Source organism: Kitasatospora sp. NPDC056184 (assembly GCF_042268405.1).
GTDB lineage: Bacteria > Actinomycetota > Actinomycetes > Streptomycetales > Streptomycetaceae > Kitasatospora.
Map to the genome: position 1 here is coordinate 48,147 of NZ_JBHJUI010000001.1, position 25,780 is coordinate 73,926.

Annotated in this window: 24 protein-coding genes; 17 read left to right on the top strand and 7 right to left on the bottom strand. The window is 74.7% G+C overall.

Translation table 11 applies throughout. The features are described 5' to 3' along the window. Positions 1-183: 183 nt before the first annotated feature. The 14 genes from ACFC0B_RS00205 to ACFC0B_RS00270 all read left to right on the top strand — a co-directional run bounded on the left by ACFC0B_RS00205 (position 184) and on the right by ACFC0B_RS00270 (position 12,910). Positions 184-1,968, top strand: coding sequence for a nickel-dependent hydrogenase large subunit (locus tag ACFC0B_RS00205; protein ID WP_376079967.1), 1,785 nt, complete (start codon positions 184-186; stop codon positions 1,966-1,968). Beyond that, the gene (locus ACFC0B_RS00210) at positions 1,965-2,447 is read left to right on the top strand and encodes a thioredoxin (protein WP_376079969.1); all 483 of its coding nucleotides are present in this window, start codon (positions 1,965-1,967) and stop codon (positions 2,445-2,447) included. Before ACFC0B_RS00205 ends, ACFC0B_RS00210 begins: the two co-directional genes overlap by 4 nt. Further along, complete coding sequence (locus ACFC0B_RS00215; RefSeq protein WP_376079972.1) at positions 2,444-3,091, top strand: DUF5947 family protein; 648 nt, start codon at positions 2,444-2,446, stop codon at positions 3,089-3,091. Before ACFC0B_RS00210 ends, ACFC0B_RS00215 begins: the two co-directional genes overlap by 4 nt. Further along, a complete protein-coding gene (locus tag ACFC0B_RS00220; RefSeq protein ID WP_376079975.1) occupies positions 3,088-3,732 on the top strand; it encodes a DUF6084 family protein in 645 nt (214 codons plus the stop codon). The genes ACFC0B_RS00215 and ACFC0B_RS00220 overlap by 4 nt, the downstream gene beginning before the upstream one ends. Further along, on the top strand, positions 3,729-5,123 hold the full coding sequence (locus ACFC0B_RS00225) for a hypothetical protein (RefSeq protein WP_376079977.1): 1,395 nt from the start codon (positions 3,729-3,731) through the stop codon (positions 5,121-5,123). Before ACFC0B_RS00220 ends, ACFC0B_RS00225 begins: the two co-directional genes overlap by 4 nt. Then, a complete protein-coding gene (locus ACFC0B_RS00230; RefSeq protein WP_376079979.1) occupies positions 5,120-5,626 on the top strand; it encodes a hydrogenase maturation protease in 507 nt (168 codons plus the stop codon). The genes ACFC0B_RS00225 and ACFC0B_RS00230 overlap by 4 nt, the downstream gene beginning before the upstream one ends. Beyond that, positions 5,620-5,724: a DUF6893 family small protein gene (locus ACFC0B_RS00235; RefSeq protein WP_376079981.1), complete on the top strand. Its 105-nt coding sequence runs from the start codon at positions 5,620-5,622 to the stop codon at positions 5,722-5,724. Before ACFC0B_RS00230 ends, ACFC0B_RS00235 begins: the two co-directional genes overlap by 7 nt. Positions 5,725-5,840: 116 nt before the next feature. Beyond that, entirely contained in the window at positions 5,841-6,221 is a 381-nt protein-coding gene (gene hypA, locus ACFC0B_RS00240) for a hydrogenase maturation nickel metallochaperone HypA (protein WP_376079984.1), read from the top strand. 5 nt (positions 6,222-6,226) lie between these two features. Then, positions 6,227-7,003, top strand: coding sequence for a hydrogenase nickel incorporation protein HypB (hypB, locus tag ACFC0B_RS00245; protein ID WP_376079987.1), 777 nt, complete (start codon positions 6,227-6,229; stop codon positions 7,001-7,003). Continuing rightward, positions 7,000-9,375 (top strand): carbamoyltransferase HypF, encoded by a 2,376-nt coding sequence (gene hypF / locus ACFC0B_RS00250; RefSeq protein WP_376079990.1) that lies wholly within the window; start codon positions 7,000-7,002, stop codon positions 9,373-9,375. The genes hypB and hypF overlap by 4 nt, the downstream gene beginning before the upstream one ends. 13 nt (positions 9,376-9,388) lie before the next feature. Further along, on the top strand, positions 9,389-9,679 hold the full coding sequence (locus ACFC0B_RS00255; protein ID WP_376079993.1) for a HypC/HybG/HupF family hydrogenase formation chaperone: 291 nt from the start codon (positions 9,389-9,391) through the stop codon (positions 9,677-9,679). Beyond that, the gene (gene hypD / locus ACFC0B_RS00260) at positions 9,676-10,800 is read left to right on the top strand and encodes a hydrogenase formation protein HypD (RefSeq protein ID WP_376079995.1); all 1,125 of its coding nucleotides are present in this window, start codon (positions 9,676-9,678) and stop codon (positions 10,798-10,800) included. The genes ACFC0B_RS00255 and hypD overlap by 4 nt, the downstream gene beginning before the upstream one ends. Beyond that, positions 10,793-11,890, top strand: coding sequence for a hydrogenase expression/formation protein HypE (hypE, locus tag ACFC0B_RS00265; protein WP_376079998.1), 1,098 nt, complete (start codon positions 10,793-10,795; stop codon positions 11,888-11,890). The genes hypD and hypE overlap by 8 nt, the downstream gene beginning before the upstream one ends. Positions 11,891-12,088: 198 nt before the next feature. Continuing rightward, complete coding sequence (locus tag ACFC0B_RS00270) at positions 12,089-12,910, top strand: lipase family protein (protein ID WP_376080001.1); 822 nt, start codon at positions 12,089-12,091, stop codon at positions 12,908-12,910. Between the two features lie 103 nt (positions 12,911-13,013). On the opposite strand, the gene ACFC0B_RS00275 is transcribed toward ACFC0B_RS00270, so the two are convergent. Continuing rightward, the gene (locus ACFC0B_RS00275) at positions 13,014-13,421 is read right to left on the bottom strand and encodes a hypothetical protein (protein ID WP_376080004.1); all 408 of its coding nucleotides are present in this window, start codon (positions 13,419-13,421) and stop codon (positions 13,014-13,016) included. A gap of 276 nt (positions 13,422-13,697) precedes the next feature. Beyond that, positions 13,698-15,644 carry a glycoside hydrolase family 5 protein gene (locus tag ACFC0B_RS00280; RefSeq protein WP_376082295.1) on the bottom strand — a complete coding sequence of 649 codons (1,947 nt, stop codon included), beginning with the start codon at positions 15,642-15,644 and terminating at the stop codon, positions 13,698-13,700. Between the two features lie 342 nt (positions 15,645-15,986). On the opposite strand from ACFC0B_RS00280, the gene ACFC0B_RS00285 reads away from it, so the two are divergent. Further along, entirely contained in the window at positions 15,987-17,942 is a 1,956-nt protein-coding gene (locus ACFC0B_RS00285; protein ID WP_376080007.1) for a hypothetical protein, read from the top strand. Between the two features lie 85 nt (positions 17,943-18,027). Here the strand turns inward: ACFC0B_RS00285 and ACFC0B_RS00290 are convergent, their stop codons facing one another. The 3 genes from ACFC0B_RS00290 to ACFC0B_RS00300 all read right to left on the bottom strand — a co-directional run bounded on the left by ACFC0B_RS00290 (position 18,028) and on the right by ACFC0B_RS00300 (position 21,415). Further along, the gene (locus ACFC0B_RS00290; RefSeq protein WP_376080010.1) at positions 18,028-18,852 is read right to left on the bottom strand and encodes a universal stress protein; all 825 of its coding nucleotides are present in this window, start codon (positions 18,850-18,852) and stop codon (positions 18,028-18,030) included. Positions 18,853-18,955: 103 nt separating this feature from the next. Next, positions 18,956-19,975 carry a hypothetical protein gene (locus ACFC0B_RS00295; RefSeq protein WP_376080012.1) on the bottom strand — a complete coding sequence of 340 codons (1,020 nt, stop codon included), beginning with the start codon at positions 19,973-19,975 and terminating at the stop codon, positions 18,956-18,958. Positions 19,976-20,212: 237 nt separating this feature from the next. Beyond that, positions 20,213-21,415 (bottom strand): CapA family protein, encoded by a 1,203-nt coding sequence (locus ACFC0B_RS00300; protein ID WP_376080015.1) that lies wholly within the window; start codon positions 21,413-21,415, stop codon positions 20,213-20,215. A 255-nt stretch (positions 21,416-21,670) separates the two neighbouring features. Here ACFC0B_RS00300 and ACFC0B_RS00305 point away from each other — a divergent pair, with 255 nt between their 5' ends. Continuing rightward, positions 21,671-22,387, top strand: a complete 717-nt coding sequence (locus tag ACFC0B_RS00305) for a hypothetical protein (RefSeq protein WP_376080017.1) — start codon at positions 21,671-21,673, stop codon at positions 22,385-22,387. Positions 22,388-22,529: 142 nt separating this feature from the next. Next, positions 22,530-23,021 (top strand): hypothetical protein, encoded by a 492-nt coding sequence (locus tag ACFC0B_RS00310; RefSeq protein ID WP_376080019.1) that lies wholly within the window; start codon positions 22,530-22,532, stop codon positions 23,019-23,021. Positions 23,022-23,058: 37 nt separating this feature from the next. Here ACFC0B_RS00310 and ACFC0B_RS00315 read toward each other — a convergent pair whose 3' ends face one another. Together ACFC0B_RS00315 and ACFC0B_RS00320 are read right to left on the bottom strand one after the other, a co-directional pair. Further along, entirely contained in the window at positions 23,059-24,318 is a 1,260-nt protein-coding gene (locus ACFC0B_RS00315) for a glycosyl hydrolase family 8 (protein WP_376080022.1), read from the bottom strand. Between the two features lie 29 nt (positions 24,319-24,347). Continuing rightward, positions 24,348-25,772 (bottom strand): DUF6519 domain-containing protein, encoded by a 1,425-nt coding sequence (locus ACFC0B_RS00320; protein ID WP_376080025.1) that lies wholly within the window; start codon positions 25,770-25,772, stop codon positions 24,348-24,350. Between the last annotated feature and the right edge of the window lie 8 nt (positions 25,773-25,780).

The following is a 25,780-nucleotide window of genomic DNA, read 5'->3' on the forward strand; positions in this document are numbered from 1 at the left end:
GTTTCTTTGTTTTATAATCCCCCGCCCACATTCCGCTCTAAAGTTACCGGGGGGGGCGCGGTTGGGGGCCCCCCCTCACCCCGGGCTCCCCCCCGCGGGGGTGCCGGGCGGGGCCGCCGCGCGGTGGGCGGGGCGGCCCCGCCGTCCATCCCCTCCCGCCTCCAGAAGGGCACGACAGACACGATGACGACGACGAGCAGGGCGGCCGGGGACGGCAACGGCCTGGTGGAGATGTCCTGGGACCCGATCACCCGGATCGTGGGCAGCCTGGGCATCCACACGAAGATCGACTTCAAGCAGAAGAAGGTCGCGGAGTGCTACAGCACCTCCTCGGTCTTCCGCGGCTACAGCGTCTTCATGCGGGGCAAGGACCCCCGCGACGCGCACTTCATCACCAGCCGGATCTGCGGCATCTGCGGCGACAACCACGCCACCTGCTCGGTCTACGCGCAGAACATGGCGTACGGGGTGAAGCCCCCGCACCTCGGCGAGTGGATCATCAACCTCGGCGAGGCCGCCGAGTACATGTTCGACCACAACATCTTCCAGGAGAACCTGGTCGGGGTCGACTACTGCGAGAAGATGGTCCGCGAGACCAACCCCGGCGTGCTGGAGCGCGCCGAGCGCACCGAGGCCCCGCACGCCGGCGACCACGGCTACCGCACCATCGCCGACATCATGCGCTCGCTCAACCCCATCGAGGGCGAGTTCTACCGCGAGGCGCTCCAGGTCAGCCGCTACACCCGGGAGATGTTCTGCCTGATGGAGGGCCGCCACGTGCACCCCTCCACGCTCTACCCGGGCGGCGTCGGCACGGTCGCCACCGTCCAACTGTTCACCGACTACCTGACCCGGCTGATGCGCTACGTGGAGTTCATGAAGAAGGTCGTGCCGCTGCACGACGACCTCTTCGACTTCTTCTACGAGGCGCTGCCCGGCTACGAGGAGGTCGGCCGCCGGCGCGTCCTGCTCGGCTGCTGGGGCAGCCTCAACGACCCCGACCACTGCGACTTCACCTACCGCAACATGACCGACTGGGGCCGGCGGATGTTCGTCACCCCCGGCGTCGTGGTCGACGGCAAGCTGGTCACCAACGACCTCACCCGGATCAACCTCGGCATCCGCATCCTGCTCGGCAGCTCCTACTACCAGGACTGGCAGGGCGAGGAGCTCTTCGTCACCCACGACCCGCTCGGCAACCCGGTCGACCCCCGCCACCCCTGGAACCAGCACACCATCCCGGCCCCGCAGAAGCGCGACTTCGACGACAAGTACAGCTGGGTGATGTCCCCGCGCTGGTTCGACGGCACCGACCACCTCGCCCTGGACACCGGCGGCGGGCCGATCGCCCGGCTCTGGTCCACCGCGCTGTCCGGGCTGGTCGACATCGGCTACGTCAAGGCCACCGGGCACAGCGTGCGGATCAACCTGCCGCGCTCGATGACCAAGCCGGAGACCACCTTCGAGTGGAAGATCCCGCAGTGGAGCAACGCCCTCGAACGCAACCGCGCCCGCACCTACTTCCAGGCCTACGCCGCCGCCTGCGCCCTGCACTTCGCCGAGAAGGCGCTGGAGGAGGTGCGGGCCGGCCGCACGCAGACGTGGGAGCGCTTCGAGGTGCCGGACGAGTCCGTCGGCTGCGGCTTCACCGAGGCCGTGCGCGGCGTCCTGTCGCACCACCTGGTGATCCGGGACGGCAAGATCGCCAACTACCACCCCTACCCGCCCACCCCGTGGAACGCCAGCGTGCGCGACAGCTACGGCACGCCCGGCCCCTACGAGGACGCCGTGCAGAACACGCCGATCTTCGAGGAGAACCCGCCGGACACCTTCAAGGGCATCGACATCATGCGCGCCGTCCGCAGCTTCGACCCCTGTCTGCCCTGCGGCGTGCACATGTACGTCGGCGGCGGCCGGACCGTCCAGCAGATGCACGTGCCCACCGGCCTGAGCGGGCTCACCGCATGACGGCGGAGGAGACCGGGCTGCGGATCCAGGACGCCCTCGACCGGCTCGACGGGCTCGGCGGCGACGGCGCCGCCCAGCAGGCCGGCGAGCAACTCGTCCGCGACCTCATGGACTTCTACCACGACGGCCTGGCCCGGATCGTCGGGGCGCTGCCCGGCCCCGCCCTCACCGCGCTGCTGGACGACCCGGCGGTCGCCGGACTGCTCGTCCTGCACGAACTGCACCCCGAGGACACCGAGACCCGGATCGGCCGGGCGCTCGCCGCGCTGCCCGAACCGGTCGAGCTGGCCGGCTTCGACCCCGCCACCGGGACCGCCCGGCTGCGCCGCACCCGGGCCGGCTGCGGCTGCTCCGAGGAGGACATCGAGGCCGTCCTCGCCTGCCACGCACCCGAGGTGACGGCCACCGTGGTCGACCGCGCGGCGCAACTGCTGCAGATCGGCGCCCGCCCGGACTCCGCCGCGGAGGCCGCCCGGTGAGCACCCGCCAACTCGCCCGCCCCGGCACCGCCCTGCTGCACCGGCTGCGCGAGCCCGTACCGCCGCAGCCGGAGCGCTGCGCCTTCTGCGGCCAGGGCGTCCCCCCGTCGCACCGGCACCTGGTCGACACCGAGGAGCAGACCCTCACCTGCGTCTGCACCGCCTGTGCGCTGCTGTTCCGGCAGCCCGGCGCGGCCGGCGGCCGCTACCGCCACGTCCCCGACCGCCACCTCACCGACCCCGGCCACCGGATCGGCGAACAGGCCTGGGCGGCCCTCGGCATCCCGGTCGGCACCGCCTTCCTGTTCCGCAACGCCCGGCAGGACCGGCTGGTGCTGCTTTACCCCGGCCCGGGCGGGGCCACCGAGAGCGAACCCGACGAGGCCGCCTGGCGGACCGCCCTCGGCGGCAGCCGGCTCGCCGCCGTCCTGGAACCCGACGTCGAGGCGCTGCTGCTGCGCCGCACCGAGGCCGGGATCCACTGCCTGCTGGTGCCGATCGACGCCTGCTACGAACTGGTCGGCCGGCTGCGGCGCTGCTGGAAGGGGTTCGACGGCGGGGCCGAGGCCCGGACCGAACTCGACGCCTTCTTCGCCCGGCTCGCCGAACGGGCCCGGCCGCTGCGAGAGGACGGACCCCGGTGACCCCGCTCGCCTTCTCCTGCACCGCCGTCCGGGCGGCCGAGCACGCCGCCGGGCCCACCCTGCTCTTCCGGCTGCGGATCACCGCGCCCGCCGGAACCCGGGTGCACGCCCTGGCGCTCCGCTGCCAGCTGCGCATCGAGCCCGCCCGGCGCGGCTACGCCGAGGCGGAGGCCGGGCGGCTCACCGACCTGTTCGGCGAACGCGCCCGCTGGGGGACCACCCTGAACCCGGTCGAGTTGGCCCAGGTGCCGCTGATGGTCCCCGGTTTCACCGGCGAGACCGAACTCGACCTGCCCGTCCCCGTGACCTACGACCAGGAGGTCGCCGCCGCCCGCTACCTCCGGGCGCTGGACGACGGCGACGTCCCGCTGCTGCTGCTGTTCTCCGGCACCGCCTTCGCCGGCCCCGGCGGCTTCCAGGTCTCCCCGGTCCCCTGGGACCGGGAGGCCGACGTCCGGATGCCCGCCCGGGTGTGGCGCGAGGCGATCGACCGGCACTTCCCGGGCTGCGGCTGGCTGCGGCTGCCGGAGGACCTGATGGACGCGCTGCTCGCCTACCGCTCGCGCCGCGCCCTGCCGTCCTGGGAGGCGACCGTGCGCGAGCTGCTGGCCGGCGCCGAGGTCGGGGAGGCGGCCCGGTGACCGCCCCCGCCACCCCCGCCGACCCCGACGGCGCCTTCGCCGACGAGGTCGAGGCCGACTTCGCGTACGCCCGGAAGGTCGCCGACGCCGTCCTGTTCGAGGGCTACGTGCTCTACCCCTACCGGGCGTCCGCGGCCAAGAACCGGCTGCGCTGGCAGTTCGGCGTGCTCGTCCCGCCCGGCTACGGCGCGGACCTCGGCGAACACTTCCACCAGCGCACCGAGTGCCTCGTCGAACCGCGCCCCGGCGACCGGCTGGCCGTCGAACTGCGCTTCCTGCGGCCGCGCCGACGCACCGTCGAGCGGGCCCTGCCCGGCGGCGGCTACGAGGAGACCGAGGAACTGGAGTTCGCCGACCGGGTCCTGGTGCCCTGGGACGAGGGGATCGAGCAGCGCGTCGAACTCGTCGTGGGCGTCGATGAGTTGGACGGCGAGGTGGTGCGACCCTTCCACCTCCCGGCCGGCCGGGAGGTGGAACGGCTGCGCGGCGCGGACGGCGTCACCGTCGGCCGGCTGCTGCGCCGCTGGGAGCGGACCGACGGCCTGCTGCGGCTGACCGCCCAGGAGGTGCCGGGGCCGTTCGCGGTGCGGCGGCTGACCGCCGTGGTGGAGAACACCACCGACTGGGCGCCGCGACGGGACGACGGCCGGGACGCGGCACTGGCGCGCTCGCTGGTCTCGGCGCACCTGCTGCTCGGGCTCGACCGCGGGACCTTCCTGTCGCCGACCGACCCGCCGGAGTGGGCCCGGGCCGCCGTGGCGCAGTGCCGCAACGAGCACACCTGGCCGGTGCTGGCCGGGCCGCCCGGCCGGGCCCAGGTGGTGCTCTCCTCGCCGATCATCCTGGAGGACCACCCGAGCATCGCCCCGGAGAGCCCCGGCGCGCTCTACGACGCCACCGAGATCGACGAGATCCTCGCCCTGCGGACCGCCGCCCTGACGGACCGCGAGAAGCGCGAGGCCCGGGGCACCGACGAGCGGGCCGGCGCGGTGATCGACCTCGCCGACTCGATGCCCCCGGAGGTGCTGGAGCGCCTGCACGGCGCCGTCCGGGGCCTGCGCGAGATCACCGGTGACGCGCCCGGACAGCCCTGGTGGGACCCGGGCGACGACCCCGGGGTGGACCCGGACCACGACCGGGTCCTGGTCGACGGCCGCGAGGTCGGCGCCGGCAGCCGGGTCGTGCTGCGGCCGGGACGGCGGCGCACCGACGCCCAGGACCTCTTCCTGGACGGCCGGACCGCCGTGGTGGAGGCCGTGCTGCACGACGTCGACGGCTCGGTGCACCTGGCGGTCACGCTGGAGGACGACCCGGGGGCCGACGTGTGGCGCGCCCAGGGCCGCTTCCGGTACTTCCAGCCCGACGAGGTCACCCCGCTGGAGGCGCCGTGACGGAGGGAAAGGTGCTGGTCGCCGGGGTGGGCAACATCTTCCTCGGCGACGACGGCTTCGGGGTGGAGACCGTGCGGCGGCTGCGCGAGCACGCGTTGCCGGCCGACGTGGAACTGCTCGACGTCGGCGTGCGCGGGGTCCACCTCGCGTACCGACTCCTCGACGGCTACCGGATGCTGGTGCTCGTCGACGCCACCGCCCGCGGCGGCGCGCCGGGCACGGTCTACCTCATCGAGGCGGACACCGGACCGGTGGAGGCGCCCGTGCTGGACGGGCACCGGATGGGCCCGGACGCCGTGCTCGCGCTGCTCGGCACGCTGGCCGCCGGAACGGGCGGCTCCCCGCCCGGCCGGGTCCTCGTGGTGGGGTGCGAGCCGGAGTCGCTGGAGGAGGGGATCGGACTGAGCGCACCGGTGGCCGCCGCCGTCGAGGAGGCGGTCCGGACGGTCCTGCGGACCGTCGGTGCGCACGCGCAAGCCAAGAGAGAGGCCTCAGCATGGTGAAGAACCTTCGGCGCGCGGTCGTGCTGGCCGTCGTGGTGGTGGTGATCTGGCAGAACCTGGACGACCTCAAGCGCTATCTTCACATCCGCCGGATGTGAGGGCGGCGTTGGTGCGTCCGGCGTAGTCCCGGCCGCGGCGGCGGCGCGGCTTCGGGCCGCTGCCGCCGCCGCGGCCTGTAATGGGGCCTGTTGCCTCCCAGCCGGGAACGGGGCCCATGCACGAGATGTCGATCGCGACGGCCGTCGTCGAGCAGGTGGACGCCGCGGCGCGCGAGCACGGGGCGGACGCGGTCGCGCGGGTGCGCCTGCAGATCGGCGAACTGGCCGGGGTGGTGCCCGCGGCCCTCGACTTCTGCTTCGAACTGGCCTGCGCCGGAACGCTGGTGGAGGGGGCGGTGCTGGAGACCGAGGCGGTGCCGGCCCGGGCCAGGTGCCTGCCGTGCGCGGCCGAGTGGGCCGTCGGCATGCCGCCCGACCTCGGCTGCCCGCACTGCGACGGCAGCCGGGTCGAACTGCTGGCGGGCCGCGAACTGCAGATCCTCGGCGTCGAGTGGGCGGGCCGTCCGCCGGGCGCCGGCGCCGGACAGGAAGGCTGAAACCCATGTGTCGCTCGGTGGAACTCCGGCAGGCGGTCCTCGCCCGGAACGACGACGGCGCGCGCGAGTTGCGCGCCCGGCTGCTCGCCCGGGGCACCGTGGTGGTCAACCTGCTCTCCAGTCCGGGCAGCGGGAAGACGGCGCTGCTGGAGGCCGAGCTCGGGCTGGCCCGGGAGCGCGGGATCGCGGTCGCGGCGCTCACCGCCGACCTCGCGACGGAGAACGACGCGGTGCGCCTGGCCCGTTCGGGCGTGCCGGTGAAGCAGGTGCTCACCGACGGGCTGTGCCACCTGGAGACCGGGATGCTCACCGGGCAGCTGGCCGGCTGGCTCCCGGAGGGGACCAGGCTGCTGTTCGTGGAGAACGTCGGCAACCTGGTCTGCCCCGCCTCCTACGACCTCGGCGAGTCGCTGCGGGTGGCGCTCGCCTCGGTCACCGAGGGGGAGGACAAGCCGCTCAAGTACCCGACGGCGTTCGGCCTTGCCAACCTGGTGCTGGTGACCAAGGCCGACCTGGCGGCGGCGGCGGAGTTCGACGAGGCCGCGTTCCTGGCCGCCGTCGCGCGGGTCAACCCGGGGGTGGAGGTGGTCCTCACCTCGGCCCGGACCGGGCAGGGGGTGGGGGTGCTGCTGGACCGGGCCCTCGCGGTGCTGGACGGCGGGCGGGTCCACCGGCCGGTGATGGCGGCGGCGCCGCAGCACGGGCACACGCACGGGCACGGACACACCCACGGGCACACCCACCCGCACGAGCACGCGGACGCGGCCGCGGAGCTGTCGTGACGGCAGGGCCGGTACCGGCCGGCCCGGTACGGCGCCGGGTGGCCGTGAGCGGGGTCGTCCAGGGGGTCGGCTTCCGGCCCTTCGTCTTCGCGCTCGCCACCGAACTGGGGCTCGCCGGGACCGTCACCAACACCGGCGAAGGCGTGCTGGCCGAGATCGAGGGAGGGCGGGAGGCGGTCGAGGCGTTCTGCCGCCGCGTCGCCGGCGACGCGCCGCCGCTCGCCCTGGTCGCCGCCGTGGACCACGCGCCGCTGCCCCCCACCGGCGCCCGCGGCTTCGCCATCACCCCGTCCCGCGGCGACGGCCCGCGCCGCACCCCGATCCCGCCGGACACCGCGACCTGCGCCGACTGCCTCGCCGAACTCGCCGACCCGGCCGACCGCCGCCACCGGCACCCGTTCATCAGCTGCACCAACTGCGGACCGCGCCACACCATCGTCACCGGCCTGCCCTACGACCGGGCCAACACCACCATGGCCGGCTTCCCGCTCTGCCCGGACTGCACCCGGGAGTACACCGACCCCGCCGACCGGCGCTTCCACGCCCAGCCGGTCTGCTGCCACGCCTGCGGGCCCCGGCTCGCCCTGGCCGTCCCCGGCCGGCCGACCGTCGAGCGCGAGGCCGCCCTGGACGGCGCCCGACGGCTGCTGCGCGCGGGCGCGGTGCTCGCCGTCAAGGGCATCGGCGGCTACCACCTGGCGTGCGACGCGCGGAACACGGAGAGCGTCACCCGGCTGCGCCTGCGCAAGCGGCGCAGCGCCAAACCCTTCGCCCTGATGGCCCGGGACCTCGCGGAGATCGCCGCCCTCGCCCGGCCGGGCCCGGTCGAGGAGGACCTGCTCACCGGCCCCGCCCGGCCGATCGTGCTGCTGCGCCGCTCGGGCCCGGCGTCGGCGGAGCTGGACGCGGTGGCGCCCGGCAGCCCCGACCTCGGCGTCATGCTGCCGTACACCCCGCTGCACCACCTGCTGCTCGCCCCGCCCGGCCCCGGACTGCTGGTGATGACCAGCGCCAACCTGTCCGGTGAGCCGATCGTGACGGACGACCGGGAGGCCCTCGCCCGGCTCGCCCCGCTGGTCGACGGCTGGCTGACCCACGACCGGGCCATCCACGTCCCCTGCGAGGACTCGGTGGTGCGGGTGGTGGACGGGGAGCAGCTGCCGCTGCGCCGCTCGCGCGGCTACGCGCCGCTGCCGCTGCCGCTCCCCGTGCCGGTGCGGCCCGCGCTGGCCGCCGGGGGCGACCTCAAGAACGTCCTCGCCCTGGCGGAGGGCGGCCACGCCTGGCTGTCCGGCCACATCGGGGACATGGACGACCTCGCCACGCTGGGCGCCTTCGACCGCGCGGCGGCCCAGTTGGGGGCCGTCACCGGGGTCCGGCCGCAGGTGCTGGTGGTGGACCGCCACCCCGGCTACCGGTCCGCCCGGCACGCCCGGCGCACCCTCCCGGCGGCGGAGCCGCGGACGGTCCAGCACCACCACGCGCACATCGCCTCGGCGATGGCGGAGCACGGGCTGGACGGGAGCCGCCGGGTCATCGGCGTCGCGTTCGACGGCACCGGCTACGGCGACGACGGCGCGGTGTGGGGCGGCGAGGTGCTGCTCGCCGACTACGACGGCTTCCGCCGGTTCGGCCGGCTGGCGTACGTGCCGCTGCCGGGCGGCGACGCGGCGGTGCGCCGCCCGTACCGGATGGCGCTCGCCCACCTGTGGGCGGCGGGCCTGCCGTGGACGGCGGAGCTGCCCGCCGTCCGGGACTGCCCGGAGGGCGAACTGGCGGTGCTACGCCGCCAGTTGGAGCGTTCACTGAACTGTGTGCCGACCTCCAGCATGGGGCGGCTGTTCGACGCGGTGTCCGCGCTGGCCGGGGTCTGCCCGCTGGCCGGGTACGAGGCGCAGGCGGCGGTCGAGCTGGAGGCGGCGGCGCTGGCGCACGGCCCGGCCGAGGGGTACGCCTTCGCGCTCCGCCGGGAGGACGGCGTGCTGGTCGCCGACCCCGGGCCGGTGCTGGCGGCGGCGGTCGCGGACCTCGGTGCCGGGGCGCCGGCCGGCCTGGTCGCCGCCCGCTTCCACGCCGCGGTGGCCGGCCTGGTCCGCGCGCTGTGCCGGGCCGCCCGGGAGGAGTGCGGACTGGAGACGGTCGCGCTGACCGGCGGGGTGTTCGCCAACGCGCTGCTCTCCGCCGACTGCGGGCGGGGTCTGCGGGCCGACGGCTTCACCGTGCTCCGGCACCGCCGGGTGCCCCCCAACGACGGCGGACTGGCGCTCGGCCAGCTGATGGTGGCCGCCCGGACCGGTGGCCGGGGTGTCGGACCGGATGCCGGTCCGGGCGTCGGTCCGGGCGCCGGTCGAGAGTCGGGAGTCGCGAGTTGAGAGGAGAGAGCGCATGTGCCTGGCGGTGCCCGGCAGGGTGATGGAGATCGCGGAGCGGGACGGCACACGGATGGCGGTCGTCGACTTCGGCGGCGTGGTCAAGGACGTCTGCCTGGAGTACCTCCCCGATCTGGCGGTGGGCGAGTACGCCATCGTGCACGTGGGGTTCGCGTTGCAGCGGCTGGACGAGGAGTCGGCCCTCCGGACCCTCGACCTGTTCGCCGAACTCGGCTTGATTCAGGAGGAGTTCGGCGACCCGTGGGAGGCGGCGGCCGGGCCGGACGGAACGGAGGAGCGGACGTGAGGTACCTGGAGGAGTTCCAGAACCCGGAGCTGGCGGGCGGACTGCTCGCCGACATCAGGGCGGCGGTGACCAGGCCGTGGGCGCTGATGGAGGTGTGCGGCGGGCAGACGCACAGCATCATCCGGCACGGGATCGACCAACTGCTGCCCGAAGGCGTGGAGTTGATCCACGGGCCGGGCTGCCCGGTGTGCGTGACCCCGTTGGAGGTGATCGACCGGGCGCTGGTGATCGCCGCCCGGCCCGGGGTGATCTTCTGCTCCTTCGGCGACATGCTGCGGGTGCCCGGCACCGACCGCGACCTGTTCCGGGTCCGCGGCGAGGGCGGGGACGTGCGGGTGGTCTACTCGCCGCTGGACGCGCTGCGGATCGCCCGGGAGAACCCGGACCGCGAGGTGGTGTTCTTCGGCATCGGCTTCGAGACCACCGCCCCGCCGAACGCCATGGCCGTCCACCAGGCCAGGAAGCAGGGCGTGCGCAACTTCAGCATGCTGGTCTCGCACGTGCGGGTGCCCCCGGCGGTCGAGGCCATCATGAGCGCGCCGGAGTGCCGGGTCCAGGCCTTCCTGGCCGCCGGGCACGTGTGCAGCGTGATGGGCGTCGACGAGTACCCGGCGCTGGCCGAGCGCCACCGGGTGCCGATCGTGGTCACCGGCTTCGAACCGCTCGACATCCTGGAAGGGATCCGGCGCACCGTACGGCAGTTGGAGCGCGGCGAGCACACCGTGGAGAACGCCTACCCGCGGGCCGTCCGCCCGGAGGGCAACCCCGCGGCCCGGGCCATGCTGGCGGACGTCTTCGAGGTGACCGACCGGGCCTGGCGGGGGATCGGCGTCATCCCGGGCAGCGGCTGGCGGCTCTCGCCGCGCTACCGCGAGCACGACGCCGAGTACCGCTTCGACGTCACGGGGATCACCACCCGCGAGCCCGCCCAGTGCCGCAGCGGCGAGGTGCTGCAGGGGCTGCTCAAGCCGGACCGGTGCGAGGCCTTCGGCACCGTCTGCACCCCGCGCACTCCGCTCGGCGCCACCATGGTGTCCAGCGAGGGGGCGTGTGCCGCGTACTACCTCTACCGGCGGCTGGGCACGCCGGGCGTCCCCCGGGAGGCGAGCCGCGTTGGCTGACACCGAGACCCTGACCGGGCCCCCCACCGGGCCGTCCGCCGCGCCCGACCCCTCCGGGTGGAGCTGTCCGCTGCCGCTGCGCGACCACCCCCGGGTGGTGATGGGGCACGGCGGCGGCGGGGCGCTGTCCGCCGAACTGGTGGCGGGCCTGTTCGCCCCCGCCTACGGCGGCCGGGCGCTGGCCGGCCTGGCGGACTCCGCCGTGCTCGAACTCGGCGGCGCCAGAATCGCGTTCTCCACCGACTCCTACGTCGTGCGGCCGCTGTTCTTCCCCGGCGGCAGCATCGGGGACCTCGCCGTCAACGGGACGGTCAACGACCTCGCCATGAGCGGGGCCCGGCCCGCCTACCTGTCCGTCGGCTTCATCCTGGAGGAGGGGGTGGAGATGGCCGTGGTGGACCGGGTGGCGAAGGCCCTCGGCGCCGCCGCCCGGGCGGCCGGGGTGGAGGTCGTCACCGGGGACACCAAGGTGGTCGAGGCCGGCCGGGGCGACGGCGTCTACCTGAACACCGCGGGCATCGGCCTCGTCCCGGCGGGGGTGGACATCCGCCCGCAGCGGGCGGTGCCCGGCGATGTGGTGATCGTCAGCGGGGACCTCGGGCTGCACGGCGTCGCGATCATGAGCGTCCGCGAGGGCCTGGAGTTCGGCGTTGCGATCGAGAGCGACTGCGCCGCACTCGGCGGGCTGGTCGAGGCGATGCTCGCCGCCGCCCCGGACCTGCACGCGCTGCGCGACCCCACCCGGGGCGGGCTGGGCGCGGCGCTCAACGAGATCGCGGCGGCGGCCGGTGTCGGGGTGGTGGTGAACGAGCGCTCCGTGCCGGTGCCGCCCGAGGTGGCCAACGCGTGCGCCGTGCTGGGCCTCGACCCGATGTACGTCGCCAACGAGGGCAAGCTGGTGGCCTTCGTGCCGCGCGGTCGGGCGGACGCGGTGCTCGCCGCCATGCGGGCGCACCCGCTGGGCGCGGGCGCGGCGGTGATCGGCGCGTGCGTGGCCGAGCACCCCGGCACGGTCGTCGCCCGGACGGCGTTCGGCGGCACCCGGGTGGTCGACCTGCCGATGGGGGAGCAGCTTCCGAGGATCTGTTAGCCCCGGGCGGGCGGAGGCCCCGGCGGACGGGAGGGCGTCCGCCGGGGCCCCGTGCCGTCCGGTCGCCCACGAACCGCCGGCGGGGTAGCGTCACTGCTGGTCACCGGAGCGTTGCGGACCGCGCGCCCGGGACGGGTTCCGGCGGGGTCCGCCGCGGCCCCCGTCGACCACCCGCCGATCCGACAGGAGTGTGCCCCCATGGCCCTACCCACCGGCTTCGACCAGAGCGCCACCGGCTTCGGCCTCCCGCTGGCCTACAACCTGGCCAAGGCCGCCGAACTCGCCTACCGGGACGAGGCGGCGATCGAGGCGCAGGCCCGCGCGTGGGGCTTCGACACCGTGCGCCACCACCGCACCCGCTTCACCCCGCCGTTCCCGCTCCAGGACACCCAGGCCTACACCATGGCCGGCGACCGGATGATCGTCACGGCGTTCCGCGGCACCGAGCCCGCGCAGATCCGCGACTGGCTCACCGACGGCACCACCCCGCCGTGGCCCGGGCCCGCCCGCACCGGCTACGTCCACTACGGCTTCGCCGAAGCCCTCGAATCCGTCTTCCCCGACGTCGCCGAGGCCATCGACGACCTGCGTACCGACGGGCAGGGCGTCTGGTTCACCGGGCACAGCCTGGGCGGGGCCCTCGCCATGCTGTCGGCCGCCCGGCTGAGCCTGGAGGACCCCAGGCTCCAGGCCGACGGCGTCTACACCTTCGGCCAGCCGCGCACCTGCGACCGCCTGCTCGCCGCCGCGTACGACAAGGGGCTCCAGGGCCGCACCCACCGCTTCGTCCACGACAACGACATCGTGCCCCAGCTGCCCCCGGAACCCGCGTTCACCCATGTGGAGACGCTGCACCGGATCGACTCGGCGGGCCGCGTCCGCGAGCGGACCGGGCTGGTCGCCGATCTGGGAGACCGCGCCAAGGGCCTGGGCGCCGCCGCCTTCTCCCCGGACGGCGAGGGCATTCGCGACCACCTGATGCGCACCTACCTGGCCGCCCTGGAGAAGGCCCTCGCCTGACCGTTGTCCGGGTCGCCGGCGGAGCGCCGCCGGAGGGTGTCCCGGTGTGCGGCGGGCCGCACGCCGGGACACCCTCCGGGCGGCCGGGCTCAACGTCCGGCGGTCACTTGGCGACGATCCGGGTCGTGGTGGTGGTGCGGGTGAGGTGCTCGTCGACGATGTACAGCGAGAGGTCCACCGCGTCCCTGGCCCACGCCTGACCGGTCGAGTCGGTGGTCACCGGGACGGTCGCGGTCCGCGGGGTGCCGGAACAGAGGACCTTGATCGTGCCCCGGCCCGACACGGCGGACTGCGTGCCCTTCACGGTGATGGTGGCCGTGTCGGAGGACGGGCTGCACTGGTAGGTCACGGTGACGTTCAGCGTGCGGCCGGCGTCCGCGACGGTGGCGCCGGTGCCGGAGATCGAGACGGGGTTGGCGTGGGCGGGCGCGGTCGCGAGGAGCACGCCCGCCGCGGCGACGGCGGGGACGGCCAGAAAACGGGTGAACTTCGTACGAACGGAAGAACGCATGACGGTCTGCTCCAGTCGGGACGGGGGCGCGGGGAATTCCCGCGCCCCCATCGTGCGGTCCACGAGCGGCCGGAGCGGTCGGGGAATGGGCGGACGACTGGAATCACCCGACGATATGGCGTGGAGTCGACTGCTGTGAGCTGCGTGTACGCCGTGTATATCGGGTGTCCACCGCATGCGGATAGGGTCGGCGGGGTGGTCCGTCCGGCGATATCAAGGGGAATTTCCGGGGGAATTCCCCGGTAATTCCCCCGCGCTGTGCGATCCGCCGCGGTGTCAGCCCAGCGGGCGGCAGAGCAGGGCGTCCGGAACGCCGTAGTGGAGCCACTTCCAGGTGTCGGCGACCCCTGCGAGGTACTCGCCGTCGGCGCACTGCCCCTTGTAGTGGCCCGGTGCCCAGTCACTGGCGGTGGAGCCGCCGGTGGCCGGGCGGTTGTCGCCGCGGTCGAACCACACGGTGCGGCCGGTGGTCGGCAGCGGGGTGGCGGACGGGGCGCAGAGCAGGGCGGCCATGGCGTTGTTGTGAACGCTGTAGCCGACGGCGAAGGTCTGGTCGGGGCACTGGAGCTTGTCGTAGCCGGAGGCCCAGTCGCCGCCGGTGACGTAGCGCTGGTCGGTGACGGTCACCCAGGCGCCGCCGCCGGTGGAGGGGCGGCCGGCGTCGGTGCACAGGCCGCGGCCGTCGCCGCGGCCGAGGCCCGCCAGGCGTTGGCCGTCGGGGCAGTTGCCCTTGCGGTTGCCGCTGCTCCAGTCGGGCAGGGCCAGCATGCGGGTGGAGACGTTCCGGTCGCCGTGGTCGAGGTCGAGCATGTTCCAGCGGGCCGTGGCCGCGACCGGGCCGCTGAACGAGGGCGCGTCGACCAGCTTGCTCCAGTCGGCGGCGCGCCAGTCGCCCGGGTCGGTGAGGCCGAGCCGCCGCCCGTCGGCGTCGTAGGAGAGCAGCGCCCAGGAGTCGTTCGGGACGCCGCCGCTCTGCCAGCCGATCAGCGGCCAGACGGCGAAGTCGGTGTCGTGGGCGGCCAGGAGGTCGGTGAAGCGGTCGAACCAGGCCTGCTCCTTGCCGTTCGTGGACCCGCGTCCGGCGGCGCCGAACTCGCTGATCCACACCGGCGCGGTGAAGTGCTGGCCGGACCGGGTGACGAAGAGGGCCTGCTGGTCGACCACCTGGGCGAGCTGCTCGGGTGTGAAGTCCTCGTAGCGGGGGTCGCTCGTGGAGCCGGGGCCGCTGCCCGCGCCGGTGTTGGCCGGACCGGTGTAGGCGTAGAAGTGTGCCGCGTAGACCAGCTTGTCGGACCGGACGAGCGTGTTGGACAGGGTGGCGACCGGGGTGAGCATCGGCCGGCCGTGGGAGAAGCCGGCGGCCGGGATGCCGTACCAGTTGATGCCTTCCATGACGACCAGCAGGTCCGGGTCGGCCTGGAGGATCCGGTTGCCGGCCTCCTCGAAGGCGGCGTACGCGTCGTGGGCGTCGCCCATTCCCCAGTTGGGGTCGTCCCAGACGTCGCGGCGGATCTCGTTGCGCAGATCGGCGCCGACGACCCGCTTGTCCGCCTTGTAGCGGTTCACCAGGAACAGCCAGTCGTCCACCCACTGCTGGGTCGTCTGGCCGCTGTTCCACCGCTCGTTGCCGTCCAGGCCGCAGCAGAACCGGTAGCTGGTGGTGTGGTTGTTGAGGATCACCGCGAAGCCGTCGGCGGTCAGCGCGGCGACGACGGCGTCGAACACCTGGAGCGGTGTCCTGCCCCGCAGCTGCGGGTTGGCGGTGACGGCGGCGTCCGGCACCGGGGCGGTGTCGTGGATCATCGCGTCGGCGAACGGGAGGCGGATCGTGTTCAGACCGAGGCCGTGGAGGTCCGTCAGGATGCGGCTGATCGGGACCCGGTCCAGGCCGAGCGGGATGTTGTACGACACCTGGCGGGCCTGGTTGTTGGCCGGGTCCGTGGTCGAGCCGCTGCCCTCCCACGTGCCCTGGGCGCCGGCCCAGTTGCCGGCCTTCAGCTTGAACCGGTCGCCCTTGGCGTCGACGACGTAGCGGCCCCGGGTGCTCAGCGGGCCGGTCCACGAGGCGGCGAGCCCGGCGCCGCTCAGGACCGGCGCGGCGGGGGCGCCGGCGGTGGCCGGAAGGGTGGTGGCGGCGGTGGCGGGGGCGGTGGCCGCCGTTCCGGCCAGGAGCGAGGCCGCCGCGACGGCGGCCACGAGGAGCCGGCGGGGTAACCGCGGCATGCGGGCGGGACTGCTGGGGTTCACGGTGTCTCCAGTGGGAGGAGCGGAGCAGGGATTGCTGACGCTACGTCCAACTGCGGCCCGCGAAAAGGGGGAGCCGGTCGGGGGAAGCGCCGCCGGGGCCGCGGGGCGGGCGCCACGTTAACCGCGGGGGAAAGGACCGTTCCGGGGCCGTGAAATCTCGGTCATGGCGATCCGGGAACCGTGCGAAACCGGGCAATGGTTCGGTCGGCGAATGTTAAGTTACCCGGCGGTCAGGAGCGGCGTGCGGCTGCTCCCGGCCGTGCGCTCTGCCACAAGTCACCACCGATCCAGCCATGTTGACCGGAAGGGACCCTCCACGTGACCGTGCGCAAGCTGACGCTGTCAGCAGCCGCCACAACCACCGTGCTCCTCCTCTGCGGCGCCGTCCTGAACGGAGCGGCGGCAGCACCGGCCGCCGCCACGACCGCCGCCACCGGCGCGGCCGCCACGTCGGCCGCCTCACCCGGTGTGCCCGCGACGCTGGCGCCACCGGCGTCCGGCACGGCCGCGGCGACCCTGGCGACCCCGGCGCAGGGCAGCGCGCCGGCCACCGCCACGGCCGACCCCGGCCTCGCGCTCTCCTCCTACGACCCGGCCACCGGCACCGCTGTGCTCGCCCCGGCCGCCGCCGGCCCGCAGCAGACGTCCGCCCGGGCCGCGGCCCCGGACGCCGCCGTGGCGGCCGCGGCCGCCGTCCGGCCCGGGCAACTGATCGACAGCCCGCCCACCCCGGCGGCCCCGCACGGCGCGCTGGTCGCCGTCACCGGCGTGCAGCAGGCCGCCGACGGGACGGTGGCCGTCACCACCCGCCCGGCGACCCTCCCCGAGCTGCTCGGCGCGACCAGCACCAGCCTGCACAGCGCCGTCAGCCCCGGCGCGTTCCAGGTCGAGCCCCGGCTCGGCGGCATCCAGGTCACCACCGACCTCGGGACGGCCGGCGGCCAGGGCTCCGTCTCCGGAAGTCTGGGGCTCACCGCCAACGCCACCGTCCCGCTGCCGAACGGGTCCTCGGCGACGCTCTCCGGCTCGGTCTCGCTCACCCCGGCCGTCGACTTCTCCTACCGGGGCGGCCTCGGCCTGATCGACCCCCAGCAGGCCCGGGTCGGCTTCAGCCTGGGCGCGCACGCCGACTGGCGGGTCAGCGCGAACCTCACCGGCGGCACCTCCGTGCGGATCCCGCTGGCCACGTACAGCGCCAGCCCGGTGGTGATGGTGGGCCCCCTGCCCGTCGTCATCAACCTGAACTTCACCCTCTCCGCCGACATCGCCGCGGACGGCACCGTCACCCTCGACGCCCAGCAGGCGTACGACGGTCAGTGGGGCGTCCACTCCGACTACGTGAAGGGCCCGGGCTGGACCACCACCACCGACCCGGGGACCTCCACCGTCACCCCGCTGCGCCTCGACGCCCGGGGTTCCGCCTCGGCGAAGGCCGGCCTGCTCGCCGAGGGCTCGATCGCCCTGTACGACACGATCGGCGTGAAGGCGTCGATCGAGCCGTACCTGCGGGCGGCCGTCAGCGGCTCGGTCGTCCTCGACGGCGCCGGCGGCACGCCGGACGTCAACGGCTCGGCCGTGCTCTACGGCGGACTCGACATCAACGGGGCGCTGATGGCACGGCTCGCCGTCCTCGGTACCCCGGTCCTCTCGGCGGACCTGCCCTTCCTCGCCTTCCACCGCGAATGGCGGCTCGCCTCGGGGAGCACCGGCCCGAACCCGCCGCGCATCGTGGACTGGACCCCGCTCAGCTCCGGCCTGGCCGACGACAACCGCTCCGCCCACCTGAAGGCCCAGCCGGACTGGGACCCGTACGCCGTCAAGGCGTCCTGCCCGGACGGCAGCCGGCTGATCGGACTCAGCCACGGCGGTGACGACGGCCTGTGCACGGACGTCACGCAGGCGGAACTCTGGGACGCCGGCCGGGCGTTCGTCGTCGACCACGGCGGCACCCACGTCACGGCCGACTGGGCCCCGGGCTACACCAAGGCGCAGTGCCCCGCCGGTTCCTACGTCTCCGGCTACAGCCGCAACGGCCGGACGATGGGCGTGCTCTGCGCGAAGTCGGCGGCACCGCAGGGGGCGTCGACCCGCACGCTCTGGTTCGACAAGGGGGACAACCGCCCCGCGGTGGCCGGGGGCGGTGACTTCGCGTACGGCTTCGCCAAGGGCCAGTGCGCGGACGACGAGTTCGTCGCGGGGGTGGCCTACAGCCAGCCCTGGTGGCAGCTGTGGGCGGCGCGGCCGTACGCGCTGCTCTGCCAGAAGCTCGCCTGACGTCCGCCTGACGTCCGCCCGGCCCCGGCCACCGCACGACGGTGGTCGGGGCCGGGTCGGTGGCCGGGAGGGCGGGAGGGCGGGGTCAGTGCAGGGGCACGACGGCGAGCGGGCAGGGCGCGTGGTGGATGACCGCGTGGGCCACCGGGCCCAGGTGGGCGCCCACCGGGTTGTGGTGGCGCCGGGCCCCGATGACCAGCAGGCCGGTCCCGGAGGCCGCGTCGACCAGCGTGATCCCGGCGTGGCCCATCAGCACCTCGGTGGACACCGGGAGCTCCGGGTGGCGTTCGAGCCAGGGCGCGAGGGCCGTGTCGAGCGCCCGCCGGGCGTCGGCGGCCAGCTGGTGCTCCAGACCGCCGATGGAGCCGAAGTGCAGGTACTCGTTGCCGGCCGGCGGCCCCCAGGCGTGCACCACGGTGAGCGGGACCTCACGCCGGGCGGCGGTCCGGAAGGCGAGGTCGAGCACCGGGTCGCACGGATGGGCGAGGTCCACGCCCGCGGTCACGCCGCGCGGCTCCTCCGCCCGGGTGTCGCCGCCCGCGGCGGCCCGCACCAGCACCACCGGGCAGTGCGCCGCGCCGAGCACCCGCCGGCTCACCGAGCCGGTCAGGAAACCCCGCAGCGAGCCGAGGCCGCGGGACCCGAGGACCAGCAGCACCGCCCGTTCCGAGGCCGCCGCCAGCGCGGCGACCGGGTCGTCCGGCGCCCGGGCGATCCGTACGTCCAGACCCGGGAAGAGGACCCGCAGGGCGTTCGCCTCGGCCGTCGGCGCCCGGTCCGGCTCCCGCGGCCCGGCCAGCACCAGTTCGAGCGCCAGCCCCTGCCGGACGGCCTCGCGCGCCGCCCAGCGCGCGGCGGCCCGGCCGGGCTCCGAACCGTCGAAGCCGGCGATGATCCGGTCAGCTGCCACGGTCCGCCTCCGATCCCGGCGCCCGCCCGCCGGCGGGCCCGCCCTCCCTCCATCATCCGCCCGCCGCCGCCGTCCCGCCGGACGCCCGCACCGGGCCGCCCGGCTACGGACGGTGGTCGTCGAGGGTGAGGCCGCCGGTGAGGTCCGAGCCGTCCACCCAGAAGGTGCCCGTGTTGCCGTACCGGTCGTAGGCGGCGATCTGCGGGTTGAACGACTCCTTGAAGCTGCCCAGCGGCCCGTTCGGGATGTGCCAGCCGTCACCGACGGTGGTGGCGTGCACCCAGGTGAGGCACAGGTACCGGTCGGGGTCGTTCTGCTCGTAGATCGTCGCGTAGTCCCACCACTCGTTCCCCTCGGGGAAGTTGACGATCTGGCCCAGGCTGTGCCCGTCCGACGAGGAGAAGTACGCGGAACCGTGCGGCTCCTGGTACCAGACGTAGCCGCCGTAGAAGTTCCGGTGGCGGTCCTCGGGCGGGATGTCGGCGGCGAAGAACCCGTCGTAGCCGGAATCGCTGAAGTGGCCGCTCACCGAGAAGGTGACGAAGTGGTTGTCCGCGGACTTCAGTGACAGACGGTAGTTCCAGGCGTCCGTCGTCACGTACTTGGTGTTGTCGCCCTCCTGGGTCGCGGTGCGCGCGTACTCCCAGGCGACGTCGCCCTTGCGGTACGTCACGGCCGCGCGCGGTTCGAGGGTGACCCGGTCGTGGTACGCGCCGTTCAGGGAACTCGTGAAGGTGTCGCCGGAGTCGGTCCTGACCCGGACGCCGATCGACTTCGGGTCGACCGCGGCGGGCCCGCAGTACACGTAGAACGTGATCTTCCGGCCGCCGCCGTCGTCGGACGGGGCCCCGGCGGGGGCCGCGGTGAACCGGTTCGGGGCGTCCGTGTAGGACCAGCCCGTGCTCCCGTTCCAGCCGAGCGCCGACTCGTCGGCGTAGTCGATCAACCACAGACGGGAGAGCAGGTGCTGCGGATCGACATCGAGGGCGTGCCCGTCCTCGTCGGTCGGCTCGACCGAGATCGTCACGCCGATCCGGTTCCGTCCGTTCGCGTAGACGGTGCCACGCTCGCCACCGCTGTCGAGTACGACCGAGAGCCTCGACACGCTCGTCCACGTCGGCATGCTGGGTCCCCTCCCGAGGGCCTCGAAGGAACGGCCCTCGTCCCGGGTTCGGTGCCGGGCCGGGCCTCTCCCCAGCCTGACGGTCCGCCGTCCGCGGTGGTGGGAGGAGCGCGCACAATGGCCGGTTTCCGCACGCATCGCCACTCGTCGGGTCTCCGTCCGCTGGGCAACGGGCCGGCTGCGCGGCCGGCCGGCCGGGCGGGGGCGGGCTGCCTGCGGGCGGTTGGGCGGGGGCGTCTACGGGGCCGTGGTCAGCCCCGCCGTGGCGGCGCCGCGGCTGAGGACCACCGAGCCGATGTGCTCCAGGGCGCGGGCGTAGTCGGCGCGGTCGGGGGCGTGGCGGGCGGCCTGGCGGAGGTCGAGGACGCGGTAGGGCGGGCCGAGGTCCGTGATCTGGGGGAGGAACTCGGCCCCGGTGACCGTCCAGCGCCGGTCCGGGGTGTCCGGCGGGGTGAAGGTGAAGCGGGCGATGGAGCTCCAGTTGCCGCGCGGGTCCTCGGCGCCGTCGTAGGTGAACATGTGGCCGGCGAGCTGGTCGCCGAGGCCGTAGACGGTCCAGGTGTCGCCGATCTTCTCGTAGGCCTGCGGGATGTGGGCGTGGGTGCCGAGGACCAGGTCGACGGCCGGTCCGTCCCCGGCCCGTCCGGCGGCCAGCTCGCGGGCCAGGGTGAGCTGCTGGTCGTTCGGGGCGTCCTGCCACTCGGTGCCCCAGTGGACGCTCACCACGACGACGTCCGCACCGTCGGCGCGGGCGGTGCGGGCGTCGGCGAGGATCCGGTCGCGGTCGATCAGGTTCACCGCCCAGGGACGGTCCGCCGGCAGCGGGATGCCGTTGGTGCCGTAGGTGTAGGCGAGGTGGGCGACGGTGGCGCCGCCGGCCCGGAGCAGCGCGGGTCGGCCGGCCTCAGCCTCGTCGCGGGCGGAGCCCGTGTGGGCGAGGCCCACGGCGTCCATGGCGTCGAGCGTGCGGCGGATGCCGGCCGGTCCGTCGTCGAGGGTGTGGTTGGAGGCGGTGTCGCAGGAGGTGTATCCGGCGTCCTTGAGGGCCCGGGCGACCTGGGGCGGCGACTTGAACGCCGGGTAGCCGGTGAACGGGCCGCCGTCGGGGCCGTAGACGGTCTCCATGTGGCAGATGGCGAGGTCCGCGCCGCTGATCAGGGGCTTGACGTCGGCGAACATCCGGCCGAAGTCGTAGCCGTTCCCGCCGGCGTCCTCGTTGGCCTGCCGGATGATCTCGGTGTGCGGCAGCACGTCGCCGGTGGCGACCAGGGTGAACGCGCGCGGCCCGGTCGGGGACGCGGTGGCGGTGGCGGTCGTGGTGGTGGCCGTGGTGGTGGTCGGGTCGTCGGCCGGGGGCGACGCGGGCGGGGAGCCGCAGCCCGCGGCGACGAGGAGCAGCGGGACGGCCGCCGTGAGGACCGGTCGACGGGGCAGGCGCATGGTCGGCTCATCTCATGATCGGAAGGTGCTATCGGCACTCCGACTATGCGGCGCCCCGGCGGCTCCGCCGCGTCCCCACGCCCTGGGGTCACCCGGGGGATCCGGTGCCGGCCGCGGCTCGGGCCGCCGCGGGCGTTCCGAGGCGGGGTGAACCGGATCCGCCGCGCCGTCCGTGTTCGGGGGCGGGAGCCGCGTCGGGCCGCAGGGCGGGCGTGCGAGGCGGTACCGCTCCACGAACCCCTGGGAGAAGCAGAGATGAAGCACATCCGCCGGACGGCCGCGGTCACCGGGGGCGCGGTCGCGGCCCTCGCCCTCGCGGGCACCGGGACCGCGTTCGCCTGGAAGCCGAGCGACGCCTCGTTGGAGGTCGGCTGCCGGACGGACGCCGGCCAGGTCGAACTCGTCCTCGGGAACCGCTACAAGGCCGCCGGCGACTACACCCTGAGCCTGGTCGGCGGCACCGAGGTGCACCGGGGGCGGATCGAGGCGAACGCCACCGTCAAGGTGACCGTCGGCTACTCGGGCCAGGGCGACACCTGGCGCTACACCCTGGCGGACACCCACGTGGAGAAGAAGGTCGCGGAGGTGCCGCTCTGCCCGTCCGCCACCCCGACCCCGACCGGCACGCCGTCCGTTCCGACGACCCCGGCCCCGACCCCGACCTCCACTGCGACCCCGACCCCGACCCCGACGCCGAGCGGGACGCGGTCCGTCCCGCCGGCCCCGGTGCCGACGGCGACCGCGTCGGTGCCGCCCTCGCCGAGCGCCACGCCCCCGGCGACCACCCCGGCGACCACCCCGCCGGCCGCGCCGAGCGCCTCGCCCACGCCCGGGGCGACCGCCGAGCCCGCCCTGGCCCGGACCGGTGGCGGGGACAGCACGCCGCTCGCCCTGGCCGGCGGCGCCGTGCTGGCCGCCGGCACGGGCCTGGTCCTCGTCGCGCGCAGGGCGGCGGCCAGGCGCCGCGCCTGACGGTGCGCGGCGGTACGGGTGCGGTGCGGGTCGGCGGATCCCGGTCGCCGGCCGCCGTTCGAACCCCGCGGGGTGCGCCGCCCGTGCTACCGGCTGAGGCCGGTCGGCAGTCGGCCCGCGCGACGGACGAGGGAGCACAGCGATGGCCTGGTACCAGGGGCCGAGCCGGATCACGGTGACGGCGGTGGAGGGGCGGTATCCGCAGCGGGCGGTGGTGACCGTCCGGGGCGCCGCCCCGGTGGAGGTCCCCGGCGAGGTCGGCGCCGTCCACGTCGTCGAGGCGGCGAGCTGGCAGCTCGACCTGGAGCACCGGGACCAGGGCGAGTGGTACCCCAACATCCTTGCGGTGCAAGGGCGGTGGGAGGAGGTCCGGGGCGTGCCGACGCAGGTCGTGCACAGCCGCAACCGCGACCACGACGGTGACCGCCGGGACCGCAACCTGGTGCTGCGGATCGAGCGGGTCGCGCCGGCCGGTGACGGGCCCTCGGTCGCCACCGGGCCGGCCGCGCCGCTGCGCACCTCGGCCGGAGCCGCGAGCGGCGGCACGGTCCCGGCCCCGGCCCCGGGCGTGCGGACGACCGTCTCGGGCGCCGCGGCCCGGCCGGTGACCTCGACCGGGACCTGGAGCGGCTGACGGCCGTCCGCCCCCGCCCGAGGGGGTCCGAACGGAGTTACGGCCGCCAGTAGTTGCCGGAGGCCACGATCATCGACTGGAGCTGGACGCTGCCCCCGTAGTAGAGCGAGGGGTCGATCGGCGTCGCGACCAGCTTGTTCCACAGGGCGTCGAGCCAGGCCTGGGAGCCGGGGTCGGTCGTCGCGGTGACGACGAACGGCGCGGTGAACGCCATGTCGGTGCCGCTGTCGAAGGCCGAGCCGTTGAGGCGGTAGCCGGTGACGACGCGGTCCGGGTTGCCGCCGGTCTTCGATCGGATCCAGGAGTTCAGCCTGCGCGCCGAGGCGAGCGAGGCGGCGTCGCCGCTGGTCACGGCGTCGGCGCCGATCCGCCACGGGTCGCGGCAGGCGTTCCAGCCGTAGTCGCCGTCGTGGGGGCTCTCCAGGACCTCGCCGGGGGCGGGCTTGGGCGTGCTGTTGGTGTTGACCACGAAGTCGGCCAGCAGACCGGTGCTCGCCGCGTACGTGGACTGCTGGGAGGTGATCAGGTTCTGGTGGGCGCTGCGGACGGTGTCCCAGGCGGCGTCGCCGGTCGCGGACCTGAAGGCCCGGAAGTGGTCGACCATCCAGTCCGAGGACCGCGTGACGTAGTGGAGCGGATCGCCGGAGCCGGACCAGTCGCCGAGCAGGGTCAGGTGCGTGCTCGGGTTGATCTCGCTCGCCTTGATCGCGTTGATGCGCTTGACCGCGAGCTTCTTGTAGTCGTACGTCCCGGTGGAGCCCCACTGCCGGTCGGCGAGCAGCAGCCCGTAGGCGACGTCGAGGTCCCCGTCGGTCGCCGAGTCGGAGCCGTTCACGCTCCTGCACGAGGCGTCCTGTTCGGCGGCCAGCAGGTCGGGGTTGTTGACCGACGGATGGGCGAGCACGAACGTCAGCAGGCCGTCGAAGGCGGTCCTCGCGCCGGGGTCGGCGCCGGCCATCAGGGCGGTGATCACCAGGCCGTAGCCCTGGCCCTCGGCCACGTACGGGTGGTCGGCGTCCGGGGAGCGGACCTCGTACCAGCCGTTGCCACAGTTCTGCTTGAGGAAGGCGGCCTTCCAGGCGTTGTACTTGTCGATCACCTGCTGGTCGACGGCCGACTGGGCGCCGCTCGGCCGCAGCGTGCCCGCCGTGTACGGGAAGGTGTGGCTGCCGAAGGGGACGGCCGGCCCGGCGGCGGCCGTGGCGGCCGTGGCAGCCGTGGTGCTCGCGGCGGGCAGCAGGGCCAGGACGGTGGGGGCCAGGGCGATGGCGGCGAGGACGCTCTTGAGTCGGTGCACGTCTGCTCGATTCTCCGATGCGCGGGGGCTCAGGTTTCGGAGGAGGTGGGGGTGCCGGTCAGGGGGGTGAAGGTGCGGCGGAGGTCGACGGTGGTGGCGGGGGCGGTGATCCAGGCGAGGGGGGCGTGGTGGAGGCGGGGGCCGGCCGGGGGGTGGAGGAGGGGTTCGCCGGCGGCGTTGCGGGGCCATTCGACGTCGCCGGTGGCGGTGCGGGCGGGGACGAGCCAGTGGTCGCCCCGGGTGTAGGTGCCGCAGGGGCGGAAGTACACCTGGACGCCGTCCTCCAGGTCGAGCCAGCCGCCCTCCCGCAGGGGCAGGGCGCCGCCGGACAGCGGGACGGCGTCGCGGCCGCGCGGGGCGCGGTGGTCCCAGCGGCGGAGGAAGGGGTGGCGTTCGGGCAGGCGGCCGGTCGGCGGGGGCGGTTCGGCGGACAGCCGCACCCGGCGGCCCGGCAGGTCGGTCTCCTCGACCTGGAGCAGGTCCGCCGGTTCCGTGCGGCTGAGGTGGGCGCTGTCCGTGACCTCCACCCAGTCGCCGACCGAGAGGGCGAGCCTGTCGTCGTCGCCCAGCGAGGTGAGGTCGACCCAGACGCCCTCGACGGAGGTGATCGGCAGGACCACCGAGCCGTTCTCCCGGGACCACGTAAAGGTGGCGCCGCCCTCGGCGGAGCCGCCGCGGTGGACCTCCACCCGGTACAGCTGGTTCTCCGGGCCCCGGTAGCCGGCCTCGGGGTGGGCCAGGCACGGGTCCTCGCTCGCCCGCTCCGGGCGGCGGGCGCGGGCGGCCAGCGCGCAGGCGGGGCGCTCGCGCGCTTCGGCCCAGGCGTCGAAGGCGGCCCGGACCTGGGGTGCGCCGCCGCCCTCCGGCAGGGACAACTCCGCGGCGGGCAGGGCGAGTACCTGCCAGACGACCTTGGCCCGGGCCGCCGTGTCGGGCATCGCCGCACCGAGCGCGGTCTCGCGGATCTCCGGGTCCTCGACCGCCGTGACGCTGCGCTCCCAGACCTTCAGGTAGACCAGGAACGGGAACTCCCCGGGCAGCCGGTCGCCGGGGAGGTCCTGGTCCCGGTAGGCGTCCGGCTGGTCCCAGTACGTCCAGCCGGCGGGCCCCTGGCGGAGGTCCTCGCCGTCCGGGGAGTCGTCGTCGGACACGGCGGGGGCGGGCTCGGGGCGGTCGGCCTCGCACAGCACGCCGTCGACGTAGTAGCGGCCGCCGCCGATGGTGAGGTCGTCCAGGTCGTGGCTGCCCGGCACGTGGCCGATCGCGAATCCGGCCGCCGCGGCCGGTCCGCCGTGGCGGCCGATCAGATCGGCGGCGAGCGTGCGCAGCTGGTACCGCTCGATCGCGGCCTGCTCGTTGGCGTCGGCGTCGAGCTGCACCCGGCCCTGCTGGGTCAGCACCGCGGAGTAGTGCTTGCCGGGCCGGAAGGTCAGGCGCGAGAAGTCTGCGTGCACGATTCCCT